A 20,056-nucleotide genomic window follows, 5' to 3' on the forward strand; every position below is an offset into this window, starting at 1 on the left:
ACTATCTGATGTCATGTCCCTTTCCTCCGGCATGAGTGACTCCGACATCCCCCGGCCGCCCCGCCCGGCCCGGGAGCGAGGCTGGGAGCCGAGGGACCCCACCCTCCCCGCACGGACACCCCCGCCCCGCCCCGCCGGACGCTCCCGCCCCCGACGCGTCCTGCGCACCCTCTTCGGGCTCCTCCTGCTCTCCGTCCTGCTGCTCGCCGGCGCCCTCGCCGCCGGCTACCTCCTGGTCGAGATCCCGCCCGCCAACGCCGCCGCCGTCGCCCAGTCCAACGTCTACCTCTACCGGGACGGCAGCCCCCTCGCCCGCGACGGCGAGGTCAACCGCGAGAACGTACGGCTCGACCGCGTCCCCCTCCCCGTCCGGCAGGCCGTCCTCGCCGCCGAGGACCGCGACTTCCACACCTCCCGCGCCGTCGACCCCAAGGCGATGCTCCGCGCCGCCTGGAACACCGTCACCGGCAAGGGCCGCCAGTCCGGCTCCACCATCACCCAGCAGTACGTCAAGAACTACTACCTGGGCCAGGAGCAGACCCTCACCCGCAAGGCGAAGGAGTTCTTCATCGCGATCAGGCTCGGCCGCGAGAAGAGCAGGGAGGAGATCCTCCAGGGCTATCTGAACACCAGCTACTTCGGCCGGAACGCGTACGGCGTCCAGGCCGCCGCCCGCGCCTACTACGGCAAGGACGTCGAGGACCTCGACACCGCCGAGGGCGCGTACCTCGCCTCCCTCCTCAAGGCCCCCAGCGCCTATGACGTCACCACCCACCCCGAGAACCGCGCCAAGGCCGTCGCCCGCTGGGACTACGTCCTCGACGGCATGGTCACCGAGGGCTGGCTGACCCCCGCCGACCGCGCCGCGGCCCGCTTCCCCGACCCGCAGACCGCCCGCCCCGCCACCGGCCTCTCCGGACAGCGCGGCTACCTCGTACAGGCCGTCGAGGAGTACCTCACCGACCGCGGGATCGTCGACGAGAAGACCCTCGCCGGCGGCGGCTTCCGCATCACCACCACCCTGGAACCGGCCGCACAGGACGCGCTCGTCCAGGCCGTCGAGGACCGCGTCACCTCCCGGCTCGACCCGGCGAGGGTCCCGGCCGACCGGTACGTACGGGTCGGGGCGGCGGCCGTCGACCCGGCGAGCGGCAGGGTCCTCGCCATGTACGGCGGCGTCGACTACACCCGGCAGTACGTCAACAACGCCACCCGCCGCGACTACCAGGTCGGCTCCACCTTCAAGCCGTTCGTCTTCACCGCCGCCGTACAGAACGGGGCGCAGACCCAGTACGGCGAACCGATCACCCCGCACACCCTGTACGACGGCACCAACCGGCGCCCGGTCGAAGGCTGGAACGGCCGGCCGTACGACCCCGCCAACGAGGACGACCAGAGCTACGGGGAGATCCCCGTCGGCACCGCCACCGACCTCTCGGTGAACGCCGTGTACGCCCAGATGGCCGTCGACGTCGGCCCCGGGCACGTACGGCGGACCGCCGTCGCCCTCGGCCTGCCCGGCTCCACCCCCGACCTCACCGCCTCCCCCTCCATCGCACTCGGCCCCGCCACCGCCAGCGTCCTCGACATGGCGACGGCGTACGCCACCCTCGCCGCACACGGCCGGCACGGCGCCCACACCCTGGTCGAGCGGATCAGCAGGGACGGCCACGAGCTGTCCGTGCCCGCCGCGCCGGCCCGGCAGGCCGTGAGCCGGGAAGCCGCCGACACGACGACCGCGATCCTGCGGAGCGTCGTCGAGACGGGCACGGGAACGGCCGCGCAGGCCGCGGGCCGCCCCGCGGCGGGCAAGACGGGCACGGCGGAGGACGACAAGGCCGCCTGGTTCGCCGGCTACACCCCCGAACTCGCGACCGTCGTCGCCCTCATGGGCCAGGACCCCGAGTCGGGCCGCCAGGAACCGCTGTACGGGGCCCTCGGACTGCCCCGGATCAACGGGGGCGGGGCGCCCGCCGAGATCTGGGGCCGGTTCACCCGCGAGGCCCTGGCCGCGACACCGCCACGGGACTTCGACCTCCGGCTCATGCCGGGGACGGAGGAGACGCCACCGGAAGCAGCGCTGCCGGACGGCCTCGACGACCCGGAGGGGGCCGACGGCTCCGTCGAGTCCTACGAGTCGCAGGAGACGCAGGAGACGGGCGAGGCGGGGCCCGGCGCCGTGCGTCCGGACGAGGCGGGGCCCGGCGGACCGGGTGAAACGGGGCCGGGCGGGCCGGGGCCCGGCGCCGTGGTCTCCGGCAGCCCCCTGGCCCCCCGTACCGCTCCCCGTCAGTGACCCGAGGTCGCCTTCAGACCCACCACCGCGACCAGGAGCAGACACACGAAGAAGATCCGGGCGGCGGTCGCCGGCTCACCCAGCACCACCATGCCGAGCACCGCCGCACCGGCCGCGCCGATCCCCACCCACACGCCGTACGCCGTACCGATCGGCAGCGTCTTCGCGGCATGCGAGAGCAACAGCATCGAGGCGACGATCCCTGCACCGGTGAACACACTGGGCCACAGGCGGGTGAAACCGTCGGTGTACTTCATACCGATCGACCAGCCGACTTCCAGCAGACCCGCGACCACGAGAAGAACCCAGGCCATGACGACGACACCTCCGCGAGACGGAACAACAGGAGTGCGTCGTCTTGTCGAAGAACCCGGTACGGCGCGTCTCGTCGGGGTCCCTCCAGGCTAGCAAAGGACGGACGAAGGCCCCGGTGACAGGCGTCACCGGGGCCCCGACCTCGAAGCTCCCTACAGGTACAGCCCGGTCGAGTCCGTCGCGCCCTGGAACCGGTCCGCCGCCACCGCGTGCAGATCGCGCTCCCGCATCAGGACGTACGCGACACCCCGCACCTCGACCTCGGCACGGTCCTCGGGGTCGTAGAGCACCCGGTCACCGATCTCGACGGTACGGACGTTCTGACCGACCGCGACCACCTCGGCCCAGGCGAGACGACGGCCGACGGCGGCGGTCGCCGGAATCAGGATGCCCCCGCCGGAACGCCGCTCCCCCTCCGGGGAGTCGGTGCGGACCAGGACCCGGTCGTGGAGCATCCGGATGGGCAGCTTGTCGTGCGTGTTCTCGCTCACGGGGTGAACCTACCTGCCCGGGGGCGGGACCCGTGGCGGGGAGGGGGCGTCCCGGGTCACCGCCGGCGCTTGCGGGAGGAGCCGCCGCCCCGGCGGGAGGACACGGCGAGCAGCCCGACGAGCGCCACTGCCACCAGCGCCACCGGGACCACCCGCTCCAGGCGGGGCGCGCCGTCCTCATGGGTGAAACGTGCCTTCACGTCCGAGACGGTCCGGTTCACGGCGACGAAGGCCCGCCCGGCGGTCTGGTCGACCGTCGAAGCGACCTTGGCCTTCGCGTCCCCGATGATCGTCTTCGGGTGCATCCGAATGCCGATCTCGTCGAGAGTGACGGCGAGCTGCTCGCGCCGGCGGACGATGTCCGCCTCGATCTGCGCAGGGGTCCTGGACTCCGACACCGCGCTGCCTCCGTAGTCGTATTCCGGTCGTTGACGGACAGTCTGTCAGCTCCGCCGCCGATGGGCCGCCCCCGACCCCCGACAGCCGTCCCCCATTAGGCTCTCCTCGCGTACGCGAACCATCCCGAGGAGAGCCATGAGCGAGCGACTGCAGCCCGGCGACACCGCCCCCGCTTTCACCCTGCCCGACGCGGACGGCAACGAGGTCTCCCTCGCGGACCACAAGGGCCGCAAGGTCATCGTCTACTTCTACCCGGCCGCCCTCACCCCCGGCTGCACCAAGCAGGCCTGCGACTTCACGGACAACCTGGACGTGCTGGCCGCGGCGGGCTACGACGTCATCGGCGTCTCCCCCGACAAGCCGGAGAAGCTGGCGAAGTTCCGCGAGAAGGAGAACCTCAAGGTCACGCTGGTCGGCGACCCGGAGAAGACGACCCTGGAGGCGTACGGCGCCTTCGGTGAGAAGAAGCTCTACGGCAAGACGGTGACCGGTGTGATCCGCTCGACCGTCGTCGTCGACGAGGACGGCAAGGTGGAGCACGCCTTCTACAACGTGAAGGCCACCGGCCACGTCGCCAAGATCCTCAAGGACCTCTCCATCGGAGCCACCGGGGCCTGAGCCCCCACGACGTGACGGACGTCCCAATCAGGGACGGGTTCCGTTTGTGAACGGCATGACCGTGCAGAAGTGCCCCCTGGAGTGACTCCCCCAGAGAGGACGTACGGTCATGTCGGCCACAGACCGCGACCCCGCGGCCGATCCCGCCGCCCGCAGACGCCATCCGCGTCTGTTCAGAGCCGTCACCCGACGCCGCCGGCCCAAGCTCCGACGCACCGACATCACGGTGACGGACGAGGCGGCGGTCAAGCGGGCCGTCCGGGCGGCCTCCCTGGGCAACGCCATGGAGTGGTTCGACTTCGGCATCTACGCCTACCTCGCCGTCACCCTCGGCCACGTCTTCTTCCCGTCCGGCAACGACACGGTCCAGCTCCTGTCGTCGTTCGCGACCTTCGCGGTGGCCTTCCTGATCCGACCGCTCGGCGGCATGGTGTTCGGCCCGATGGGTGACCGCCTCGGCCGCAAGAAGGTCCTCGCCCTCACCATGATCCTCATGGCCGTCGGCACCTTCGCCATCGGCCTCATCCCCTCGTACGCCTCCATCGGCTTCTGGGCACCCGTCCTCCTGGTGTTCTTCCGCATGGTCCAGGGCTTCTCGACCGGCGGCGAGTACGGCGGCGCGTCCACCTTCATCGCCGAGTACGCGCCCGACCGGCGGCGCGGCTACTTCGGCAGCTTCCTGGAGTTCGGCACGCTCGCGGGCTACGTCGGCGCGGCCGGCCTGGTGACGGCGCTCACCGCGTGGCTCGGCTCCGACACGATGGAGGCGTGGGGCTGGCGCGTGCCGTTCCTCGTCGCGGGCCCGCTGGGCCTGGTCGGCCTCTACCTGCGGATGCGGCTCGACGAGACGCCCGCCTTCCAGAAACTGGAGTCCGACGCGTCGACCGCCTCCGAGGCCGCGGACGCGGCGGAGGCGACGACCAAGGGCGACCTCGCGAAGATCTTCCGCCAGCAGTGGCCCGCGCTGATCCTGTGCGTCGCGCTCGTCGGCGCGTACAACATCACCGACTACATGCTGCTGTCGTACATGCCGACGTACCTCTCCGACGAGCTCGGCTACAGCGAGACCCACGGACTGCTGATCCTGCTCGTCGTGATGGTCCTCCTGATGGCGATCATCACGCAGGTCGGCCGCCTCAACGACCGCTTCGGACGCAAGCCGGTCCTGATGGCGGGCATGCTCGGCTTCCTCTTCCTGTCGCTGCCCGCGTTCCTGCTGATCGGCCAGGGCGGCATACCGGCCGTCTCCCTCGGCATGCTGATGCTCGGACTGTCGCTCGTCTGCATGCTGGGCACCATGTCGGCGGCGCTCCCGGCGCTCTTCCCGACGGACGTGCGGTACGGATCGCTGTCGGTGGGCTACAACCTGTCGACGTCGCTCTTCGGCGGTACGACCCCGCTGGTCATCACGGCCCTGATCGGCGCGACGGGGAACAACCTGATGCCGGCGTACTACGCGATGGGCGCGGCCCTGGTCGGCGGCATCGCCGTCGCCTGCATGAAGGAGACGGCCCGCCAGCCCCTGCAAGGCTCACCCCCGTCGGTGGAAACCCCGGAGGAGGCGACGGAACTGGTGCTGGCCCAGACCCCTGGACCGAGGTTCTGACCCCTCACTCCTCGCTGAACGGCCCGCCCCGGACACCTCCGGGGCGGGCCGCTCCATGTTCCCGCCAGTCTCGATGTTCGTACGCGATATGACGTGACCGTCCGATATTCGGCTCGTCAGTCCGTGCGAGGCCGCGAACGGGTGGCCGTGGCGGAGGGGGTCCCATGGGGACGAGCACATCGCCATCGCCGAAGCGGTCGCCACCTCAACGACGCTACGTGAAGTAGTGCAGAAGCTCGGAGTGCCGCCGTAAGACCATCACGGACACGGTTTTCCGAGTACGCCCGGAAGGATCGTCGCGCGAGAACCGCGTCCGGCTCCATCGTGCACTCACCGAGGTAGGTGTCCCGTATCGCGGCGCCGAGTGCCGGAACGAAGGCAGTTGGCGCGGTGGATCCATCACCCTGCAGATCGACCACATCAACGGGAACTGGCTCGACAACCGCAGGGAGAACCTTCGCCACCTCTGCCCCAACTGCCATTCGATGACGGAGACGTGGTGCCGCGGGAAACATCGGCGCACCCCGCGACCGGATACCGCGTGACCGCTACCATGGCCGTGCACGCGGCCGTTGCTGAATGGTATAAGCGGAGGTTTTAGGTGCCTCTGGGCGTTTCGTCCATGTGGGTTCGAATCCCATCGGCCGCACCACTCGAAGAGCCGCCCAAGGGGCGGCTCTTCTCGGATGACGGGCCCCAGACCGTCTCGGTCAGCCCAGCAGCTCCCTCACCACCGGCACCAGCGCCCTGAACGCCTTCCCCCGGTGGCTGATCGCGTTCTTCTCCGCCGGGGACAGTTCCGCGCAGGTCACCTCGTATCCCTTCGGCTGGAGGATCGGGTCGTAGCCGAAGCCGTTCGTGCCCTTCGGGGTGTGGCGGAGGGTGCCTTCCATGCGGCCCTCGACCACGCGTTCCGTGCCGTCCGGGAGGGCCAGGGCCGCCGCGCAGGCGAAGTGGGCGGCGCGGTGTTCGTCCGCGATGTCGGAGAGCTGGGCCAGGAGCAGGTTCAGGTTGGCGCGGTCGTCGCCGTGGGTGCCGGACCAGCGGGCGGAGAAGATGCCGGGGGCGCCGCCCAGGACGTCGACGCAGAGACCCGAGTCGTCGGCGACGGCGGGCAGGCCGGTGGCCCGGGCGAGGGCGTGGGCCTTGAGGAGGGCGTTCTCGGCGAAGGTGACGCCGGTTTCCCTGACGTCGGGGATCTCCGGGTACGCGTCCGCGCCGACGAGTTCCAGGTCGAGACCTGCGTCGGCGAGGATCGCGTGGAGTTCGGTGATCTTGCCCGCGTTGCGGGTGGCGAGGATAAGACGCGTCATGGGACCGATTATCCCGGTGTGCAGACCTTCGCCACCTCGCCCGCCGCGTCCGTGATCGGCTGGATGTCCGGGGTCGCGTCACCGTTCTTGACCGCCGTACGGACGGTTTCGACGCCCTTGCCGAGGTCGTCGACGGCCTTCGCGAGGTCGGCGTTGCCCGTCGTGTTCTTGAGGTTGCCGAGCTCCGTGGAGATCGAGTTCAGGGACTCCTCGATCTGCGTCGGGTCCGCCGACGCGTTGGAGACGGCCTGCTCCAGCTTCGTGACGGACGTGGCTATCGCGTCGGCGGTCTTGACGCAGTCCATGGCGGTGTCGAGAGCTCCACAACCGCTCAGGACGGTCGTGAGTGCGGCGGCCGTGGCTACGGCGAGTGCGAGACGGCGCTTCAAGGCGGGTCCTCCCCCTGTACTTGACGTTCGTGCGGGCGCACGGATCGTATCCGTGCGCCCGTGTGTCCGTCAGGACGCTTCCAGGGGGCGTGGGGTTGCGACCGGGTTGCGACCCGGCGCCCGGTGTGTCCTAGAGCGTGCCTTCGAGGGCCTTGCGCTGGATCTCGGCGAGTTCGGCGCAGCCGCCGGACGCGAGGTCGAGGAGGGCGTTGAGCTCCTTGCGGTCGAAGGGCTCGGCCTCGGCGGTGCCCTGGACCTCGACGAAGCGGCCGTCTCCGGTGCAGACGACGTTCATGTCGGTGTCGGCGCGGACGTCCTCCTCGTAGCAGAGGTCGAGGAGGGGGACGCCGTCGACGATGCCGACGGAGACGGCGGCGACGGTGCCGGTGAGGGGCTTGCGCCCGGCCTTGACGAGCTTCTTGCCCTGGGCCCAGGCGACGGCGTCGGCGAGGGCGACGTACGCGCCGGTGATGGCGGCGGTGCGGGTGCCGCCGTCGGCCTGGAGGACGTCGCAGTCGAGGACGATGGTGTTCTCGCCGAGGGCCTTGTAGTCGATGACGGCGCGCAGGGAGCGCCCGATGAGGCGGGAGATCTCGTGGGTGCGGCCGCCGATCTTGCCGCGGACGGATTCGCGGTCGCCGCGGGTGTTGGTGGCGCGGGGCAGCATGGAGTACTCGCCGGTGACCCAGCCTTCTCCGGTGCCCTTGCGCCAGCGCGGGACGCCTTCGGTGACGGAGGCGGTGCAGAAGACCTTGGTGTCGCCGAAGGAGACGAGGACGGAGCCCTCGGCGTGCTTGCTCCATCCGCGGTCGATGGTGACGGGGCGGAGCTGTTCGGGGGTACGGCCGTCGATACGAGACATGGGTCGAGCGTAGCGGGACATGACGGAGGGCCCGTTCCCCCTGCCGGGACGGGCCCTCGTCGAAGGTGGTGGGCTGACCTGGGGTCAGCTGCTCACATCATGTCCTCGATGTCGGCGGCGATCGGGTCGGCGTCGGTGCCGATGACGACCTGGATCGCGGTGCCCATCTTGACGACGCCGTGGGCGCCGGCGGCCTTGAGTGCGGCTTCGTCGACCAGGGCGGGGTCCACGACCTCGGTGCGCAGGCGGGTGATGCAGCCTTCGACTTCTTCGATGTTGTCGATGCCGCCGAGCCCGGCGACGATCTTCTCAGCCTTGCTGGCCATGTGTCTCTCCCTGTCCGTTCTGTTCGCGTGAACGCGAATCTCGGCGCACCGGTGGTCCGCTTTGTCACGGTAACCCACGGTTGGCTCAACTTCGCGAGCGAGTGCCGCTGTTCTGCCGAATGATGACGATCACCGGCAGCCTGTCCTCAGCGGGCTCCCGGAGCCTATCGCAACTGGTCTACACCAGTGTGCAACGAGACGCGGACCCGGGTTGCTCCGGGCAGGGAGGACGCCGATGAGTACGGACAGCGCCGCGGCCGCGCCGAGGAAGAAGTCCCTGGGCGGCGGCCTCTTCCAGGGCCTCCAGAAGATGGGCCGGAGCCTCCAGCTCCCCATCGCCGTCCTGCCGGCGGCGGGCATCATCAACCGGCTCGGGCAGGACGACGTCTTCGGCCCGGAGGGGCTCGGCTGGGACAACGTCGCGAAGGTGATGAGGGGCGCCGGCGGCGCGCTGCTCGACGGCAACCTCGGACTGCCCCTGCTGTTCTGCATCGGCGTCGCGATCGGCATGGCGAAGAAGTCGGACGGCTCGACCGCACTGGCCGCCACGGTGGGCTTCCTCGTCTACTACAACGTGCTGCGCCAGTTCCCCGAGGACTGTCCGCCCGGAACGGCGGACATCGCGGGCGGGTGCCTCGCGCCCGAGCAGGCTTTCAGCGGGTACACGTACCAGAACCCGGGTGTCTTCGGCGGCATCGTCATCGGTCTGCTCACGGCCTGGTTCTGGCAGCGCTACCACCGGACGAAGCTGGTGGACTGGCTGGGCTTCTTCAACGGGCGCCGGCTCGTGCCGATCATCATGACCTTCGTCGCGATCGCCTTCGCGTCCCTGTGCCTGTGGGTCTGGCCGCCGATCGGCGACGCCCTGGAGAGCTTCAGCGACTGGCTGGTCGGCCTGGGTGCCTGGGGTTCGGGCATCTTCGGCGTCGCGAACCGGGCGCTGCTCGTCATCGGGCTGCACCAGTTCCTGAACGTGCCCATCTGGTTCCAGTTCGGCTCGTACGAGAAGCCGGACGGCACGACGGTCAACGGCGACATCCCGATGTTCCTGGCGGGCGACCCGAACGCCGGTCAGTTCCTGACGGGCTTCTTCCCGATCATGATGTTCGCGCTGCCCGCGGCGGCGCTGGCGATCACCCACTGCGCGAAGCCGCACCGCCGCAAGGAGGTCGGCGGTCTGATGCTCTCGGTGGCGCTGACCTCGTTCGTCACCGGCATCACCGAGCCGCTGGAGTACTCGTTCCTCTTCATCGCGCCGGCGCTGTACGCGATCCACGCGGTGCTCACGGGTGTCTCGATGGCGGTGACGTGGGCGCTCGGGGTGAAGGACGGCTTCAGCTTCTCGGCCGGACTGATCGACTACGTGATCAACTGGAACCTGGCGACGAAGCCGTGGCTGATCATCCCGATCGGTCTCGCGTTCGCGGTGGTGTACTACGTGATCTTCCGGTTCGCGATCACCAGGTTCGACCTCCCGACCCCCGGCCGCGAGCCGGAGGAGGTCGAGGAGGAGATGGAGCGGGACAACACCAAGTGACCTGACCGCTTCGGGGCTTTCGCCCCGATCGCGCGACCCCAAGGACCCCTGGACCTCACCGTCCAGGGGTCCTTTCGTCGTCACTTTCCGGCCATGGCCGAGTACAGAGAATTCGTAGGTTCCTTATCTAAGTCTCACGTGCTAAAACTGGTCTACACCACTCAATGGTGTAGACCACGCGGTCCAGACCACCGCGTTCCACGAGACGTCGCCGTCCCCCCGTGACACCTGTCCCCTGGCGGCGCCTTGCCCAATGGAGGAAGTTGTGTCCACGGCTAGCGCCGCTCCCGCGGCCGAGAAGAAGAAGGGCTCCGGCGCGATGGCTGTCATGCAGCGCATCGGCCGCAGCCTCATGCTGCCGGTCGCGGTGCTGCCCGCCGCCGCGCTCCTGGTCCGGTTCGGTCAGCCCGACATGCTCGGCAAGGAGTCGTACCCGACCGTCATCAACAAGATCGCCGGCTACATGGCGGCCGGCGGCGGGGCCATCCTCGACAACATGGCTCTGCTGTTCGCCGTCGGTATCGCGATCGGCTTCGCCAAGAAGTCGGACGGCTCCACCGCTCTCGCGGCCGTGACGGGCTACCTGGTCTTCCAGAAGGTGCTCGCCACCTTCACCGACAGCAGCCTCCCCAAGAAGGAAGCCATAGTCGACGGCAAGATCGTCCTGGTGGAGCAGGCGGTCGACGCCAAGGTCCTCGGCGGCGTCGTCATGGGCATCATCGTCGCCCTGCTCTACCAGCGCTTCTACCGCACCAAGCTGCCGGACTGGGCGGGCTTCTTCGGTGGCCGCCGTCTCGTCCCGATCCTCTCCGCCTTCGCGGGTTTGATCACCGGCATCATCTTCGGTCTGATCTGGCCGTGGCTGGGCTCCGGACTGCACTGGTTCGGTGAGAGCCTGGTCAACTCCGGCGCGGTCGGCGCGGGTATCTTCGGTGTCGCCAACCGTGCGCTGATCCCCGTCGGCATGCACCACCTGCTGAACTCGTTCCCGTGGTTCCAGGCCGGTGAGTTCGACGGCAAGAGCGGCGACATCGCCCGCTTCCTCGCCGGCGACCCGACCGCCGGACAGTTCATGACCGGCTTCTTCCCGATCATGATGTTCGCCCTTCCGGCGGCCTGCCTCGCGATCGTCCACTGTGCCCGCCCCGAGCGCCGCAAGGTCGTCGGCGGCATGATGTTCTCCCTCGCGCTCACCTCCTTCGTCACCGGAGTGACCGAGCCGATCGAGTTCACCTTCATGTTCATCGCGCCGGTGCTCTACGCGATCCACGCCGTCCTGACCGGTGTATCGATGGCGCTGACCTGGGCGCTCGGCATGAAGGACGGCTTCGGCTTCTCCGCCGGTGCGGTCGACTTCTTCCTGAACCTGGGCATCGCGTCCAACCCGTGGGGCCTGGCCCTGGTCGGCCTCTGTTTCGCGGCCGTCTACTACGTGGTCTTCCGTTTCGCGATCACCAAGTTCAACCTTCCGACGCCGGGCCGCGAGTCCGACGAGGAGCTCGCCGAGCTGCAGAAGGCCGAGGCGAAGTAAGCCGTACGGCACACGCCGAAGCCCCCGCCCCTCGTGACGAAGGGCGGGGGCTTCGGCCGTTCCCGCGCTTAGACCTCGTAGACCGCGCCCGGTCTCGCCAGCTCCGCAGGCCCCGCGTACACGGCCCGCGCGTCCGCCAGGTTCCGTTCGCCGTCGGTCCACGGCGGGATGTGGGTGAGGACCAGCCGGCCCACCGACGAGCGGGCGGCTTCCGCCCCGGCCTCCCGGCCGTTGAGGTGGAGCGCCGGGATGTCCTCCTTGCCGTGGGTGAATGAGGCCTCGCAGAGGAAGAGGTCGGTGCCCTGGGCGAGCTCGTGCAGCGACGCGCAGACCCCGGTGTCACCGGAGTACGTGAGCGAACGGCCGCCGTGCTCGATCCGGATGCCGTACGCCTCGACGGGGTGGCACACCTTCTCCGTACGGACGGAGAACGGGCCGATCTCGAAGGCGCCCGGCTTCAGGGTGCGGAAGTCGAAGACCTCGCTCATCGAGGTGGCGGAGGGGGTGTCCGCGTACGCCGTGGTCAGGCGCTGTTCGGCGCCCTCCGGGGCGTAGACGGGGAGCGCGTCGCAGCGGCCGCCCTCGTGCCGGTAGTAGCGGGCCACGAAGTACCCGCACATGTCGATGCAGTGGTCGGCGTGCAGATGGCTGAGGAAGATCGCGTCGAGGTCGTACAGACCGATGTGTCGCTGCAGCTCGCCCAGGGCGCCGTTGCCCATGTCGAGGAGCAGCCGGAAGCCGTCGGCCTCGACGAGGTAGCTCGAACAGGCCGAATCCGCGGACGGGAACGACCCGGAGCAGCCGACGACGGTGAGCTTCATGGAGCGGGGACCTCCGTGGACGGATACGGAAAGCGCGCTGAGGAGGGGGGCTGTGCGGTCTGTCGAGCGTAAGGCGCACCCGGGCCTGTCGCTCCTTCGCGGTGGCCCGTTGTGGGCGAACTCACGGGCTCTGTCACCGGTTCGGATGGATGGTGGGCCGCTGCGGCGGAGCGAGGCGCGCGCCGGTACGGTCTTGAGGTATGGACACGTCGTGGTGGCCCGCGCTGGTCGCGGTCGTGGTGATCGCGTTGGTCGTTGCGCTCGCCGACGGATGGAGGCGTTCCGTACGCCGTCCCTCGCGTCGGCCCTCGGGCAGGACGCGGCCGCCCGCCCGTCCGCCGCGGAAGGCTCCGCCTCGGAAGGGGCAGGGGCCGAGGCCGGGGGAGATCTGGTGGGCGGACGTGCCGTTCGAGGACGGTCCCGGTTCGAAGGACCGGCCGTGTCTGGTGCTGTCGCTGCGCGGGGACAGCGCGCTGGTCGCCAAGATCACCAGCAAGTACCACGACGAGCGGCCCGGGGTGATCGCGCTGCCGCCGGGGGCGGTGGGCGACGCGCAGGGAAGGCCGAGCTTCCTGGAGACGGACGAGCTGAGGGAGGTGCCGGTGAGGGACTTCCGCAGGAGAGCGGGAACGGCGGACCCGGTCGTGTGGGACCGGGTCCGCCATCTCGCGCGTTAGTGGGTACGGGGGCAGGTGGGCCGGGTTCGGGGCCTGCGCCCCCGCCAGGGGCTGGGAGGCCGGTTCGGGGCCCGCGCCCCCGCTGGGGGCCACGCCCGGAGCCGGCCGCCCCGGGGGGCTACGCCCAGAGCTGGCCCTGGACCGCGGCGATCGCCTCTTCCGTCGTCGCCGCCGTGTAGAGGCCTGTCGACAGGTACTTCCAGCCGCCGTCGGCGACGACGAAGGCGATGTCCGCGCTCTCGCCGGCCTTGACCGCCTTGTTGCCCATGCCGATGGCCGCGTGCAGGGCCGCGCCGGTGGAGACGCCCGCGAAGATGCCCTCCTGCTGGAGGAGTTCGCGGGTGCGGGTGACGGCGTCGGCGGAGCCCACGGAGAAGCGGGTGGTGAGGACGGAGGCGTCGTACAGCTCGGGGACGAAGCCCTCGTCGAGGTTCCTGAGGCCGTAGACGAGGTCGTCGTAGCGCGGCTCGGCGGCGACGATCTTGACGTCGGGCTTGTGTTCGCGCAGGTAGCGGCCGACGCCCATCAGCGTTCCCGTCGTGCCGAGGCCGGCGACGAAGTGGGTGATCGAGGGCAGGTCGGCGAGGATCTCGGGGCCGGTGGTGGCGTAGTGGGCGCCCGCGTTGTGCGGGTTCCCGTACTGGTAGAGCATCACCCAGGACGGGTTCTCGGCTGCGAGTTCCTTGGCGACCCGCACCGCCGTGTTGGATCCGCCCGCCGCGGGGGACGAGATGATCTCCGCACCCCACATGGCGAGCAGCTGGCGCCGCTCCTCGCTGGTGTTCTCGGGCATGACGCAGACGATGCGGTAGCCCTTGAGCTTGGCGGCCATGGCGAGGGAGATGCCGGTGTTGCCGCTGGTCGGCTCCAGGATGGTGCAGCCGGGGGTGAGGCGGCCGTCCTTCTCGGCCTGCTCGATCATGTGGAGCGCGGGGCGGTCCTTGACCGAGCCGGTCGGGTTGCGGTCCTCCAGCTTCGCCCAGATGCGGACGTCGTCCGAGGGCGAGAGCCGGGGGAGGCGGACCAGCGGCGTGTTGCCGACGGCGGCCAGCGAGGAGTCGTAGCGCATGTGGATCAGACCATGCCACCGGCGACGGCCGGCAGGATCGTGACGTTGTCGCCGTCGGTGAGCTTGGTGTCGATGCCGTCGAGGAAGCGGACGTCCTCGTCGTTGAGGTAGACGTTGACGAAGCGGCGGAGCTTGCCGCCGTCGATGATGCGGGCCTCGATCCCGGTGTGGCGGGACTCCAGGTCGGCGAAGAGCTCGGCGAGGGTCCCGCCGCTGCCCTCGACGGCCTTCTGGCCGTCGGTGTAGGTGCGGAGGATGGTCGGGATGCGGACCTCGATGGCCATGGCGTGGGCTCCTGTCGGAAGTGGCGTGATGGGCGCGCTGCTGGGGCCCCCGCGCGGAGGGGGGTCGTGCGGGGGTGCGCTCGGCCGGTCGCTCAGAGCGCAGCGCGGCGCGGACACATCGCGCTGGCGAGGCGGCACAGGTCGACGTGCAGGCGGCCTACGAGCATGACTGTGCTCGGAGTCTCTTCGCTCACGTCGTGGGAAACCATGGGCTCATCGTATCGATTCCCGGTCCGGGTTTCGGAATGTGATCTCACATGATGGATGGTTCCTGCCCGCCTGTCGGACCGTGCAGGTAGACGACGGTCGGGCTGCCGTTCCTGGGATGCGGGATGACCTCGGCGTCCACTCCGTAGACGGCGGCGAGCAGGGCGGGGGTGAGGACCTCGGCGGGGGTGCCGCCGGTGACGACCCGGCCGCGTTCCAGGACGTAGAGCCGGTCGCAGTACGCCCCCGCCAGGTTGAGGTCGTGGAGGGCGAGGAGGTTGGTGGTGCCCAGGGTGCGGACGAGGGCGAGGACGTCCAGCTGATGGCGGATGTCCAGGTGGTTGGTGGGTTCGTCGAGGACGAGGAGCGCGGGGTCCTGGACGAGGGCGCGGGCGACCAGGGCGCGTTGGCGTTCACCGCCGGAGAGGGTGGGGTACGGGCGGTCGGCGAGGTCCGTGAGGCCGACGCGGGCGAGGGCGGCCCCGGTGCGCTCCCGGTCGGCGCCCGTGTCGCCCTCCCAGAACCGTTTGTGCGGGGAACGGCCGAGGGTGACCAGTTCGCGGACGGTCAGCTCGAATTCGGCGGCGCTGTCCTGGGGGACGGTGGCGACCCTGCGGGCGCGGGCCTTGGGGCCGAGGGCGTGGAGGTCGTCGCCGTCGAGGGTGGCGTGTCCTGCGGTGGGGACGAGGGTGCCGTAGACGCAGCGCAGGAGGGTGGTCTTGCCGCTGCCGTTGGGGCCGATGAGACCGACGGTCTCGCCGGGGCGGACGGTGAGGTCGACGGTGTGGAGGCGGTCGCCGTACGACAGTCCGTGCAGGCGCAGTTCGGTCACAGGGCTGGTCCTTCGGGGCGGCGGCGCAGCAGCCAGAGGAAGAACGGGCCGCCGGTGAGCGCGGTCAGCACCCCGACGGGGATGTCCTGGGGTGCGGCGACGGTCCGGGCGGCGAGGTCGGCGAGGACCAGGGCGAGCGCCCCGCCGAGCGCGGCGACCGGGAGGAGCCGGCGGTGCGGGGCGCCGACGGCGAGCCGGGCGGCGTGCGGGGCCATGAGGCCGACGAAGCCGACGGCTCCGCTGGCCGCGACCATGACGGCGGTGACGAGGGAGGCGAGGACGAAGACGGCGGCGCGGAAGCGGGCGGTGTCCAGGCCGAGGACGGTGGCGCCCTCCTCTCCGGCGAGGAGCAGGTCGAGGGGGCGGGCGAGGGCGAGGAGGACGCCGGTGCCGAGGACGAGGACGGTGGCGGGCAGGGCGAGGGTGTCCCAGCGGGCGCTGCCGAGGCCGCCGAGGGACCAGTACATGGCCTCCTGGAACTGTTCGGGGCGTCCGGCGAGCACCAGGAGGAGGGTGGCGAGGGCGGAGAGGATGTACGAGACGGCGACCCCGGCGAGGACGAGCCGGGCGCCGGTCATGGTGCCGCCGCGCCGCGCGAGCCCGTAGACGAGGACGAGGGCGAGGAGCGCGCCGGCGAAGGCCCCGGCGGGCAGGGCGACGGTGGTGGTGACGCCGCCGAGCAGGCCGATGCCGCCGCCCGCGACGAGCACGAGGACGGCTCCGGCGGAGGCGCCGGAGGAGATGCCGAGGAGGAAGGGGTCGGCGAGCCGGTTGCGGACGAGGGCCTGGAGGACGGCGCCGACCACGGCGAGCCCGGCGCCGACGACGACGCCGAGCAGGACCCGGGGCAGCCGGACGTCGAGGACGATCGTCCGGTACGGGGAGGGTCCGGCCCGCCCGGTGAGGGCGTCGAGCACCTGACCGGGCGGGACCCGTACGGAGCCGAGGGCGAGCGAGGCGGTCACGGCGACGGCCAGGGCGAAGAGGAGTCCGGCGACGACGGCCGCGTACCGCAGTGGCCCGCCACCCGCCCGCACCGGCGGGCCCGAGCGCCCGGCACCGGCCCGCCCGGCCCGGCGGGGCGCGCCGGACCGGGCGGACCGGACGCTCTCGGGGGCAGGGCCGCCCGGCGATCCGGGGCGCGGCGGGGCCCCCGGCGGGGCGGGCGGCTCTCCCGGCGCGCCCGCGGCGCGGGTCCCCGCGGTCATCGCGCCGGGTGGAGCTGGGCGGCCAGTTTGTCGACCGCGGCGGGGACGCGGACGCCGAGGACGGTGTCGGACAGGGGCAGGACGGCGAACCGGCGGTTCCGGATCGCGGGGACGTCCTGGAGGGCGGGGTCGTCGAGGAGCCGCTTCTTCTTCTGTTCGACGGTGGTGGAGCCGTAGTCGTAGATGACGACGACCTCGGGCGCACGGGCGACGACCTGTTCCCAGGTGGCGTCGCCGAAGGGCTTGCCGAGGTCGGCGAAGACGTTGCGGCCGCCGGCGCGGGTGATGAGCTCGTTGCCGATGCCCTTGCCGCCCGCGGTGAACGCGGTCCTGTCGCCGCTGTCGTACACGAAGACGGAGACGGGCTCGACTCCCCGCAGGCGCTTCCCGGTGGCGGTGACGGTGTCGCGCGCCTGCCGGGTCCAGGTCTCGGCCCGGTCGGGGACGCCGAAGGTACGGCCGATCTCGCGGACCTCGCGGTAGAGGTCGTCGACGGAGGGCGTACCGGTCGGGCAGTACTCGCCGTTGAGGCGGGTGTCGATGCCCGCGCGCTTCAGGTCGTCGCGGCTCCGGCCGTCCTTGGCGCTGAAGGCGGAGGTGTAGCCGCCGTACACGAAGTCGGGGTTCACGGAGAGCAGGGCCTCCTTGGAGGGGTACTCCTTCGCGAGGACCGGGACGGTGGCGTAGGCCTTCTCGTAGGCGGGGAGGACCGTGTCGTCGAGGTAGGCGGTGCCGACGAGCGACTTCTCCAGGCCGAGGGCGAGCATGATCTCGGTGACGTGCTGGTTCATGGTGACCGCGCGCTTCGGCGGGGCCTGGTACGTCGTCTTCACCCCGCAGTTGGTGACGGTGTAGGGGAATCCGGGTGCGGTCTTCGCCGCGGGGGCCTGTTCCCCGGGGGCCGCGCAGCCGGCGAGCAGGGACACGAGGGCGGCGGCGGGCAGCAGGGCGCGGCGGGGCCAGGTCATGACGGGATGCCTCCTCCGGGGATTTCCACGTCCCCAGTCGGTGGTGAGAGGCGGCAGGTCAGTTCCTGGCTCCCAGCGCCCGGGGGCGCTGGTCACAGTGGCGGGACCGTGCCGGATTCACACCGGCTTCCTGGGTCCTGCCGCCCGTTGGTCCCGGTCAGTGTCTCATTCGGGCCAGCCGGAGTCCTCGATGGTGGTCACGAAGTCGCAAGGGACGAAGCCTGGTTCGAAGTGGCGCAGGACGTCGGCCTTCACGTTGCCGAAGGTGGTGCCGGGCTTGGGGGCGATGCCCTCGGTGAACGCTGCGAGGATGCGCTTCTTGAAGTCGGGGCGGGGGTGCGCGGCGACGATCGCGGCGCGGTCCTCGGGGGTGACGGCGGTGGGGTCGTCGTAGCCGATGCCGAGGACGTCGTACTCGACGCCGGCGGTGACGAGCGCGACCTCGGGTTCCATGAACTCGGGGATGCCGGGGGTGGTGTGGAGGGCTATGGCGGTCCAGACCCGGCGGACGGCGTCCTCGTCGGCGCCCTGGGCGCGGAGGAAGGCGGCGGCCTCCTCGGCGCCGTCGACCTCGAAGCGGCGGCCGCTGCCGCGGTGCCGCTCCCCCAGGCCGAGGTCGTGGAACATGGCGCCGACGTAGAGGAGTTCGGGGTCGAAGGCGAGGCCCCGGGCACGGCCCCGGAGGGCGCCGAAGAGGTAGACGCGCCGGGAGTGGTCGTAGATCAGGTCGCTCGTCGTGTCGCGGACGAGTTCGGTGGCGGCGGTGGCGAGCCTGCTGTCGGGGATCAGGGCGAGGGCGTTCGTCGCGGGTGCGTTCATGGGGCAAGCCTGGCCGTGGGGGCCGTGGGCCCGCCATGTCCTCACGGACGGGCATCCCACAGAATCGGACGCATGACAGTGCACTCGGTGGTGGTGTTCGCCTTCGACGGTGTCCGGTTGCTCGACGTGTCCGCCCCGCTGGAGGTGTTCGCGACGGCGGGGGCGGCCTACGGGGTACGGGTGTGCACGCCCGACGGGCGGGACGTCCGCACCTCGACGGGGCTGCGGATCGGGGCCGACTGCGCGCCGGACGCGGTGACGGCCGTGGACACGCTGGTCGTGCCGGGTGCGGTGGACGTGGCGCGATGCGTGGCGGCGGCGCCGGCGGTCTCGGGGCTAGCGGCACGCTCGCGGCGGGTGGCGTCCGTGTGCACGGGGGCGTTCGCGCTGGCGGCGGCGGGGCTGCTGGACGGGCGGCGGGCGACGACGCACTGGGAGCACGCGGCGGAGTTGGGCGGACGGTTCCCGGGGGTCGAGGTGACGGCGGACGCGATCCACGTACGGGACGGGAGGGTGTGGACCTCGGCGGGGGTGACGGCCGGGATCGATCTGTGTCTGGCCCTGGTGGAGGAGGACCGGGGGGCGGCGGCGGCGCGCGCGGTGGCGCGGGACCTGGTGGTGTTCCTCCAGCGGCCGGGCAGCCAGTCGCAGTTCTCGGTCGCCTCGCGCACTCCCCCGACCGGGCATCCGGTGGTCCGGCCGCTCCTGGACGCGGTGGCGGCGGACCCGGCGGCGGACCACAGCGCGTCGGCGCTCGCTCGGCGGGCGGGAGTCAGCGTCCGGCATCTGGCGCGGTTGTTCCGGGAGCAGGTCGGGGCGACCCCGGGGGCGTACGTGGAGCGCGTACGCGTGGAGGCGGCCCGGATGCTCCTGGAGGGCGGGGCGAGCGTGACGGGGGCGGCGGCGCGGAGCGGGCTGGGGAGCGACGAGAGCCTGCGGAGGGCGTTCGCCCGGCATTTCGGGGTGACGCCCTCCGCCTATCTGGCCCGGTTCCGTACGACGTCGGGCGCGCCCTACGCGTCGTAGGCCTCGACGACCTTGACGTCCTCCTCGGTCACGACGCCGTCGACGATGGTGAAGGAGCGGAACTGGAAGGGGCCCGCGCCGTCGCTGTCGGCGGTGGAGACGAGGACGTAGTGGGCGTGGGGCTCGTTGGCGTACGAGATGTCCGTGCGGGACGGGTAGGCCTCGGTCGCGGTGTGCGAGTGGTAGACGATGACCGGCTCCTCGTCCCGGTCGTCCATCTCGCGGTAGAGCTTGAGGAGGTCCGCGGAGTCGAACTCGTAGAACGTGGGCGAGCGGGCGGCGTTCAGCATGGGGATGAACCGCTCGGGGCGCCCGGTGCCGGCCGGGCCCGCGACGACGCCGCAGGCCTCGTCGGGGTGGTCCGCGCGGGAGTGTTCCACGATCTGGTCGTACAGGGCCCGGGTGATGGTCAGCATGCCGACAGGATAAGCAGACGGGCCGTCCCGTACCGAGGAGTGGTAC

23 protein-coding genes, 1 tRNA gene and 2 riboswitches are annotated in these 20,056 nt (G+C 71.1%); of the genes, 8 read left to right on the top strand and 16 right to left on the bottom strand.

The genetic code is table 11. From position 1 onward, the window contains the following. Positions 1 to 13 precede the first annotated feature (13 nt). Positions 14 to 2,296: a transglycosylase domain-containing protein gene (locus ACFWV2_RS12740; protein ID WP_384405008.1), complete on the top strand. Its 2,283-nt coding sequence runs from the start codon at positions 14 to 16 to the stop codon at positions 2,294 to 2,296. On the opposite strand, the gene ACFWV2_RS12745 is transcribed toward ACFWV2_RS12740, so the two are convergent. The 3 genes from ACFWV2_RS12745 to ACFWV2_RS12755 all read right to left on the bottom strand — a co-directional run bounded on the left by ACFWV2_RS12745 (position 2,290) and on the right by ACFWV2_RS12755 (position 3,500). Beyond that, positions 2,290 to 2,610 (bottom strand): multidrug efflux SMR transporter, encoded by a 321-nt coding sequence (locus ACFWV2_RS12745; protein ID WP_028811654.1) that lies wholly within the window; start codon positions 2,608 to 2,610, stop codon positions 2,290 to 2,292. The two genes, ACFWV2_RS12740 and ACFWV2_RS12745, sit on opposite strands and share 7 nt — an antisense overlap. Before the next feature lie 33 nt (positions 2,611 to 2,643). Continuing rightward, positions 2,644 to 2,715, bottom strand: a riboswitch (guanidine-III (ykkC-III) riboswitch). Positions 2,716 to 2,763: 48 nt separating this feature from the next. Beyond that, a complete protein-coding gene (locus ACFWV2_RS12750) occupies positions 2,764 to 3,102 on the bottom strand; it encodes a co-chaperone GroES (RefSeq protein WP_073807849.1) in 339 nt (112 codons plus the stop codon). A 56-nt stretch (positions 3,103 to 3,158) separates the two neighbouring features. Further along, positions 3,159 to 3,500, bottom strand: coding sequence for a DUF3618 domain-containing protein (locus ACFWV2_RS12755; RefSeq protein ID WP_360784787.1), 342 nt, complete (start codon positions 3,498 to 3,500; stop codon positions 3,159 to 3,161). 136 nt (positions 3,501 to 3,636) lie between these two features. Between ACFWV2_RS12755 and bcp the strand changes: the two genes are divergently transcribed. From bcp to ACFWV2_RS12770, 3 genes are all read left to right on the top strand, one after another. Further along, positions 3,637 to 4,119, top strand: a complete 483-nt coding sequence (gene bcp / locus ACFWV2_RS12760; protein ID WP_384405009.1) for a thioredoxin-dependent thiol peroxidase — start codon at positions 3,637 to 3,639, stop codon at positions 4,117 to 4,119. A 109-nt stretch (positions 4,120 to 4,228) separates the two neighbouring features. After that, positions 4,229 to 5,725, top strand: a complete 1,497-nt coding sequence (gene proP / locus ACFWV2_RS12765) for a glycine betaine/L-proline transporter ProP (RefSeq protein WP_384405010.1) — start codon at positions 4,229 to 4,231, stop codon at positions 5,723 to 5,725. A gap of 565 nt (positions 5,726 to 6,290) precedes the next feature. Beyond that, positions 6,291 to 6,377, top strand: a tRNA-Leu gene (locus tag ACFWV2_RS12770). Positions 6,378 to 6,435: 58 nt separating this feature from the next. On the opposite strand, the gene rdgB is transcribed toward ACFWV2_RS12770, so the two are convergent. The 4 genes from rdgB to ACFWV2_RS12790 all read right to left on the bottom strand — a co-directional run bounded on the left by rdgB (position 6,436) and on the right by ACFWV2_RS12790 (position 8,615). Then, positions 6,436 to 7,038: an RdgB/HAM1 family non-canonical purine NTP pyrophosphatase gene (gene rdgB / locus ACFWV2_RS12775; protein WP_384405011.1), complete on the bottom strand. Its 603-nt coding sequence runs from the start codon at positions 7,036 to 7,038 to the stop codon at positions 6,436 to 6,438. 8 nt (positions 7,039 to 7,046) lie between these two features. Beyond that, positions 7,047 to 7,427 (bottom strand): hypothetical protein, encoded by a 381-nt coding sequence (locus ACFWV2_RS12780; protein ID WP_384405012.1) that lies wholly within the window; start codon positions 7,425 to 7,427, stop codon positions 7,047 to 7,049. A 130-nt stretch (positions 7,428 to 7,557) separates the two neighbouring features. Continuing rightward, positions 7,558 to 8,289, bottom strand: a complete 732-nt coding sequence (gene rph / locus ACFWV2_RS12785; RefSeq protein ID WP_384405013.1) for a ribonuclease PH — start codon at positions 8,287 to 8,289, stop codon at positions 7,558 to 7,560. Positions 8,290 to 8,381: 92 nt separating this feature from the next. Continuing rightward, positions 8,382 to 8,615: a PTS glucose/sucrose transporter subunit IIB gene (locus tag ACFWV2_RS12790; protein WP_345487976.1), complete on the bottom strand. Its 234-nt coding sequence runs from the start codon at positions 8,613 to 8,615 to the stop codon at positions 8,382 to 8,384. A gap of 235 nt (positions 8,616 to 8,850) precedes the next feature. Between ACFWV2_RS12790 and ACFWV2_RS12795 the strand changes: the two genes are divergently transcribed. Both ACFWV2_RS12795 and ACFWV2_RS12800 read left to right on the top strand, forming a co-directional pair. Further along, entirely contained in the window at positions 8,851 to 10,152 is a 1,302-nt protein-coding gene (locus ACFWV2_RS12795; RefSeq protein ID WP_384405014.1) for a PTS transporter subunit EIIC, read from the top strand. A gap of 265 nt (positions 10,153 to 10,417) precedes the next feature. Further along, positions 10,418 to 11,683, top strand: coding sequence for a PTS transporter subunit EIIC (locus tag ACFWV2_RS12800; RefSeq protein ID WP_384405015.1), 1,266 nt, complete (start codon positions 10,418 to 10,420; stop codon positions 11,681 to 11,683). Between the two features lie 68 nt (positions 11,684 to 11,751). Here ACFWV2_RS12800 and ACFWV2_RS12805 read toward each other — a convergent pair whose 3' ends face one another. Next, the gene (locus ACFWV2_RS12805) at positions 11,752 to 12,504 is read right to left on the bottom strand and encodes an MBL fold metallo-hydrolase (protein WP_384405016.1); all 753 of its coding nucleotides are present in this window, start codon (positions 12,502 to 12,504) and stop codon (positions 11,752 to 11,754) included. Between the two features lie 200 nt (positions 12,505 to 12,704). Here ACFWV2_RS12805 and ACFWV2_RS12810 point away from each other — a divergent pair, with 200 nt between their 5' ends. Then, positions 12,705 to 13,181: a type II toxin-antitoxin system PemK/MazF family toxin gene (locus ACFWV2_RS12810; RefSeq protein ID WP_384405017.1), complete on the top strand. Its 477-nt coding sequence runs from the start codon at positions 12,705 to 12,707 to the stop codon at positions 13,179 to 13,181. 118 nt (positions 13,182 to 13,299) lie between these two features. Here the strand turns inward: ACFWV2_RS12810 and ACFWV2_RS12815 are convergent, their stop codons facing one another. The 7 genes from ACFWV2_RS12815 to ACFWV2_RS12845 all read right to left on the bottom strand — a co-directional run bounded on the left by ACFWV2_RS12815 (position 13,300) and on the right by ACFWV2_RS12845 (position 18,568). Beyond that, complete coding sequence (locus ACFWV2_RS12815; RefSeq protein WP_384405018.1) at positions 13,300 to 14,250, bottom strand: PLP-dependent cysteine synthase family protein; 951 nt, start codon at positions 14,248 to 14,250, stop codon at positions 13,300 to 13,302. Positions 14,251 to 14,255: 5 nt separating this feature from the next. Continuing rightward, complete coding sequence (locus ACFWV2_RS12820; RefSeq protein WP_384405019.1) at positions 14,256 to 14,534, bottom strand: MoaD/ThiS family protein; 279 nt, start codon at positions 14,532 to 14,534, stop codon at positions 14,256 to 14,258. Positions 14,535 to 14,626: 92 nt separating this feature from the next. Further along, complete coding sequence (locus ACFWV2_RS12825; RefSeq protein ID WP_360784809.1) at positions 14,627 to 14,743, bottom strand: putative leader peptide; 117 nt, start codon at positions 14,741 to 14,743, stop codon at positions 14,627 to 14,629. 44 nt (positions 14,744 to 14,787) lie between these two features. Continuing rightward, positions 14,788 to 15,573: an ABC transporter ATP-binding protein gene (locus ACFWV2_RS12830; RefSeq protein ID WP_384405020.1), complete on the bottom strand. Its 786-nt coding sequence runs from the start codon at positions 15,571 to 15,573 to the stop codon at positions 14,788 to 14,790. After that, positions 15,570 to 16,781 carry a FecCD family ABC transporter permease gene (locus tag ACFWV2_RS12835; protein ID WP_384405021.1) on the bottom strand — a complete coding sequence of 404 codons (1,212 nt, stop codon included), beginning with the start codon at positions 16,779 to 16,781 and terminating at the stop codon, positions 15,570 to 15,572. The genes ACFWV2_RS12830 and ACFWV2_RS12835 overlap by 4 nt, the downstream gene beginning before the upstream one ends. Then, the gene (locus ACFWV2_RS12840) at positions 16,778 to 17,749 is read right to left on the bottom strand and encodes an ABC transporter substrate-binding protein (protein WP_384405022.1); all 972 of its coding nucleotides are present in this window, start codon (positions 17,747 to 17,749) and stop codon (positions 16,778 to 16,780) included. The genes ACFWV2_RS12835 and ACFWV2_RS12840 overlap by 4 nt, the downstream gene beginning before the upstream one ends. 59 nt (positions 17,750 to 17,808) lie before the next feature. Continuing rightward, a riboswitch (cobalamin riboswitch) is annotated at positions 17,809 to 17,882 on the bottom strand. Positions 17,883 to 17,914: 32 nt separating this feature from the next. Continuing rightward, a complete protein-coding gene (locus ACFWV2_RS12845) occupies positions 17,915 to 18,568 on the bottom strand; it encodes an HD domain-containing protein (RefSeq protein WP_384405023.1) in 654 nt (217 codons plus the stop codon). A 72-nt stretch (positions 18,569 to 18,640) separates the two neighbouring features. Here ACFWV2_RS12845 and ACFWV2_RS12850 point away from each other — a divergent pair, with 72 nt between their 5' ends. Continuing rightward, the gene (locus tag ACFWV2_RS12850) at positions 18,641 to 19,594 is read left to right on the top strand and encodes a GlxA family transcriptional regulator (protein ID WP_384405024.1); all 954 of its coding nucleotides are present in this window, start codon (positions 18,641 to 18,643) and stop codon (positions 19,592 to 19,594) included. Here the strand turns inward: ACFWV2_RS12850 and ACFWV2_RS12855 are convergent. Next, positions 19,582 to 20,010: a Mov34/MPN/PAD-1 family protein gene (locus ACFWV2_RS12855; RefSeq protein WP_384405025.1), complete on the bottom strand. Its 429-nt coding sequence runs from the start codon at positions 20,008 to 20,010 to the stop codon at positions 19,582 to 19,584. The genes ACFWV2_RS12850 and ACFWV2_RS12855 overlap by 13 nt on opposite strands. Positions 20,011 to 20,056: the final 46 nt, after the last annotated feature.

This window comes from Streptomyces sp. NPDC058671 (assembly GCF_042716475.1).
GTDB lineage: Bacteria > Actinomycetota > Actinomycetes > Streptomycetales > Streptomycetaceae > Streptomyces.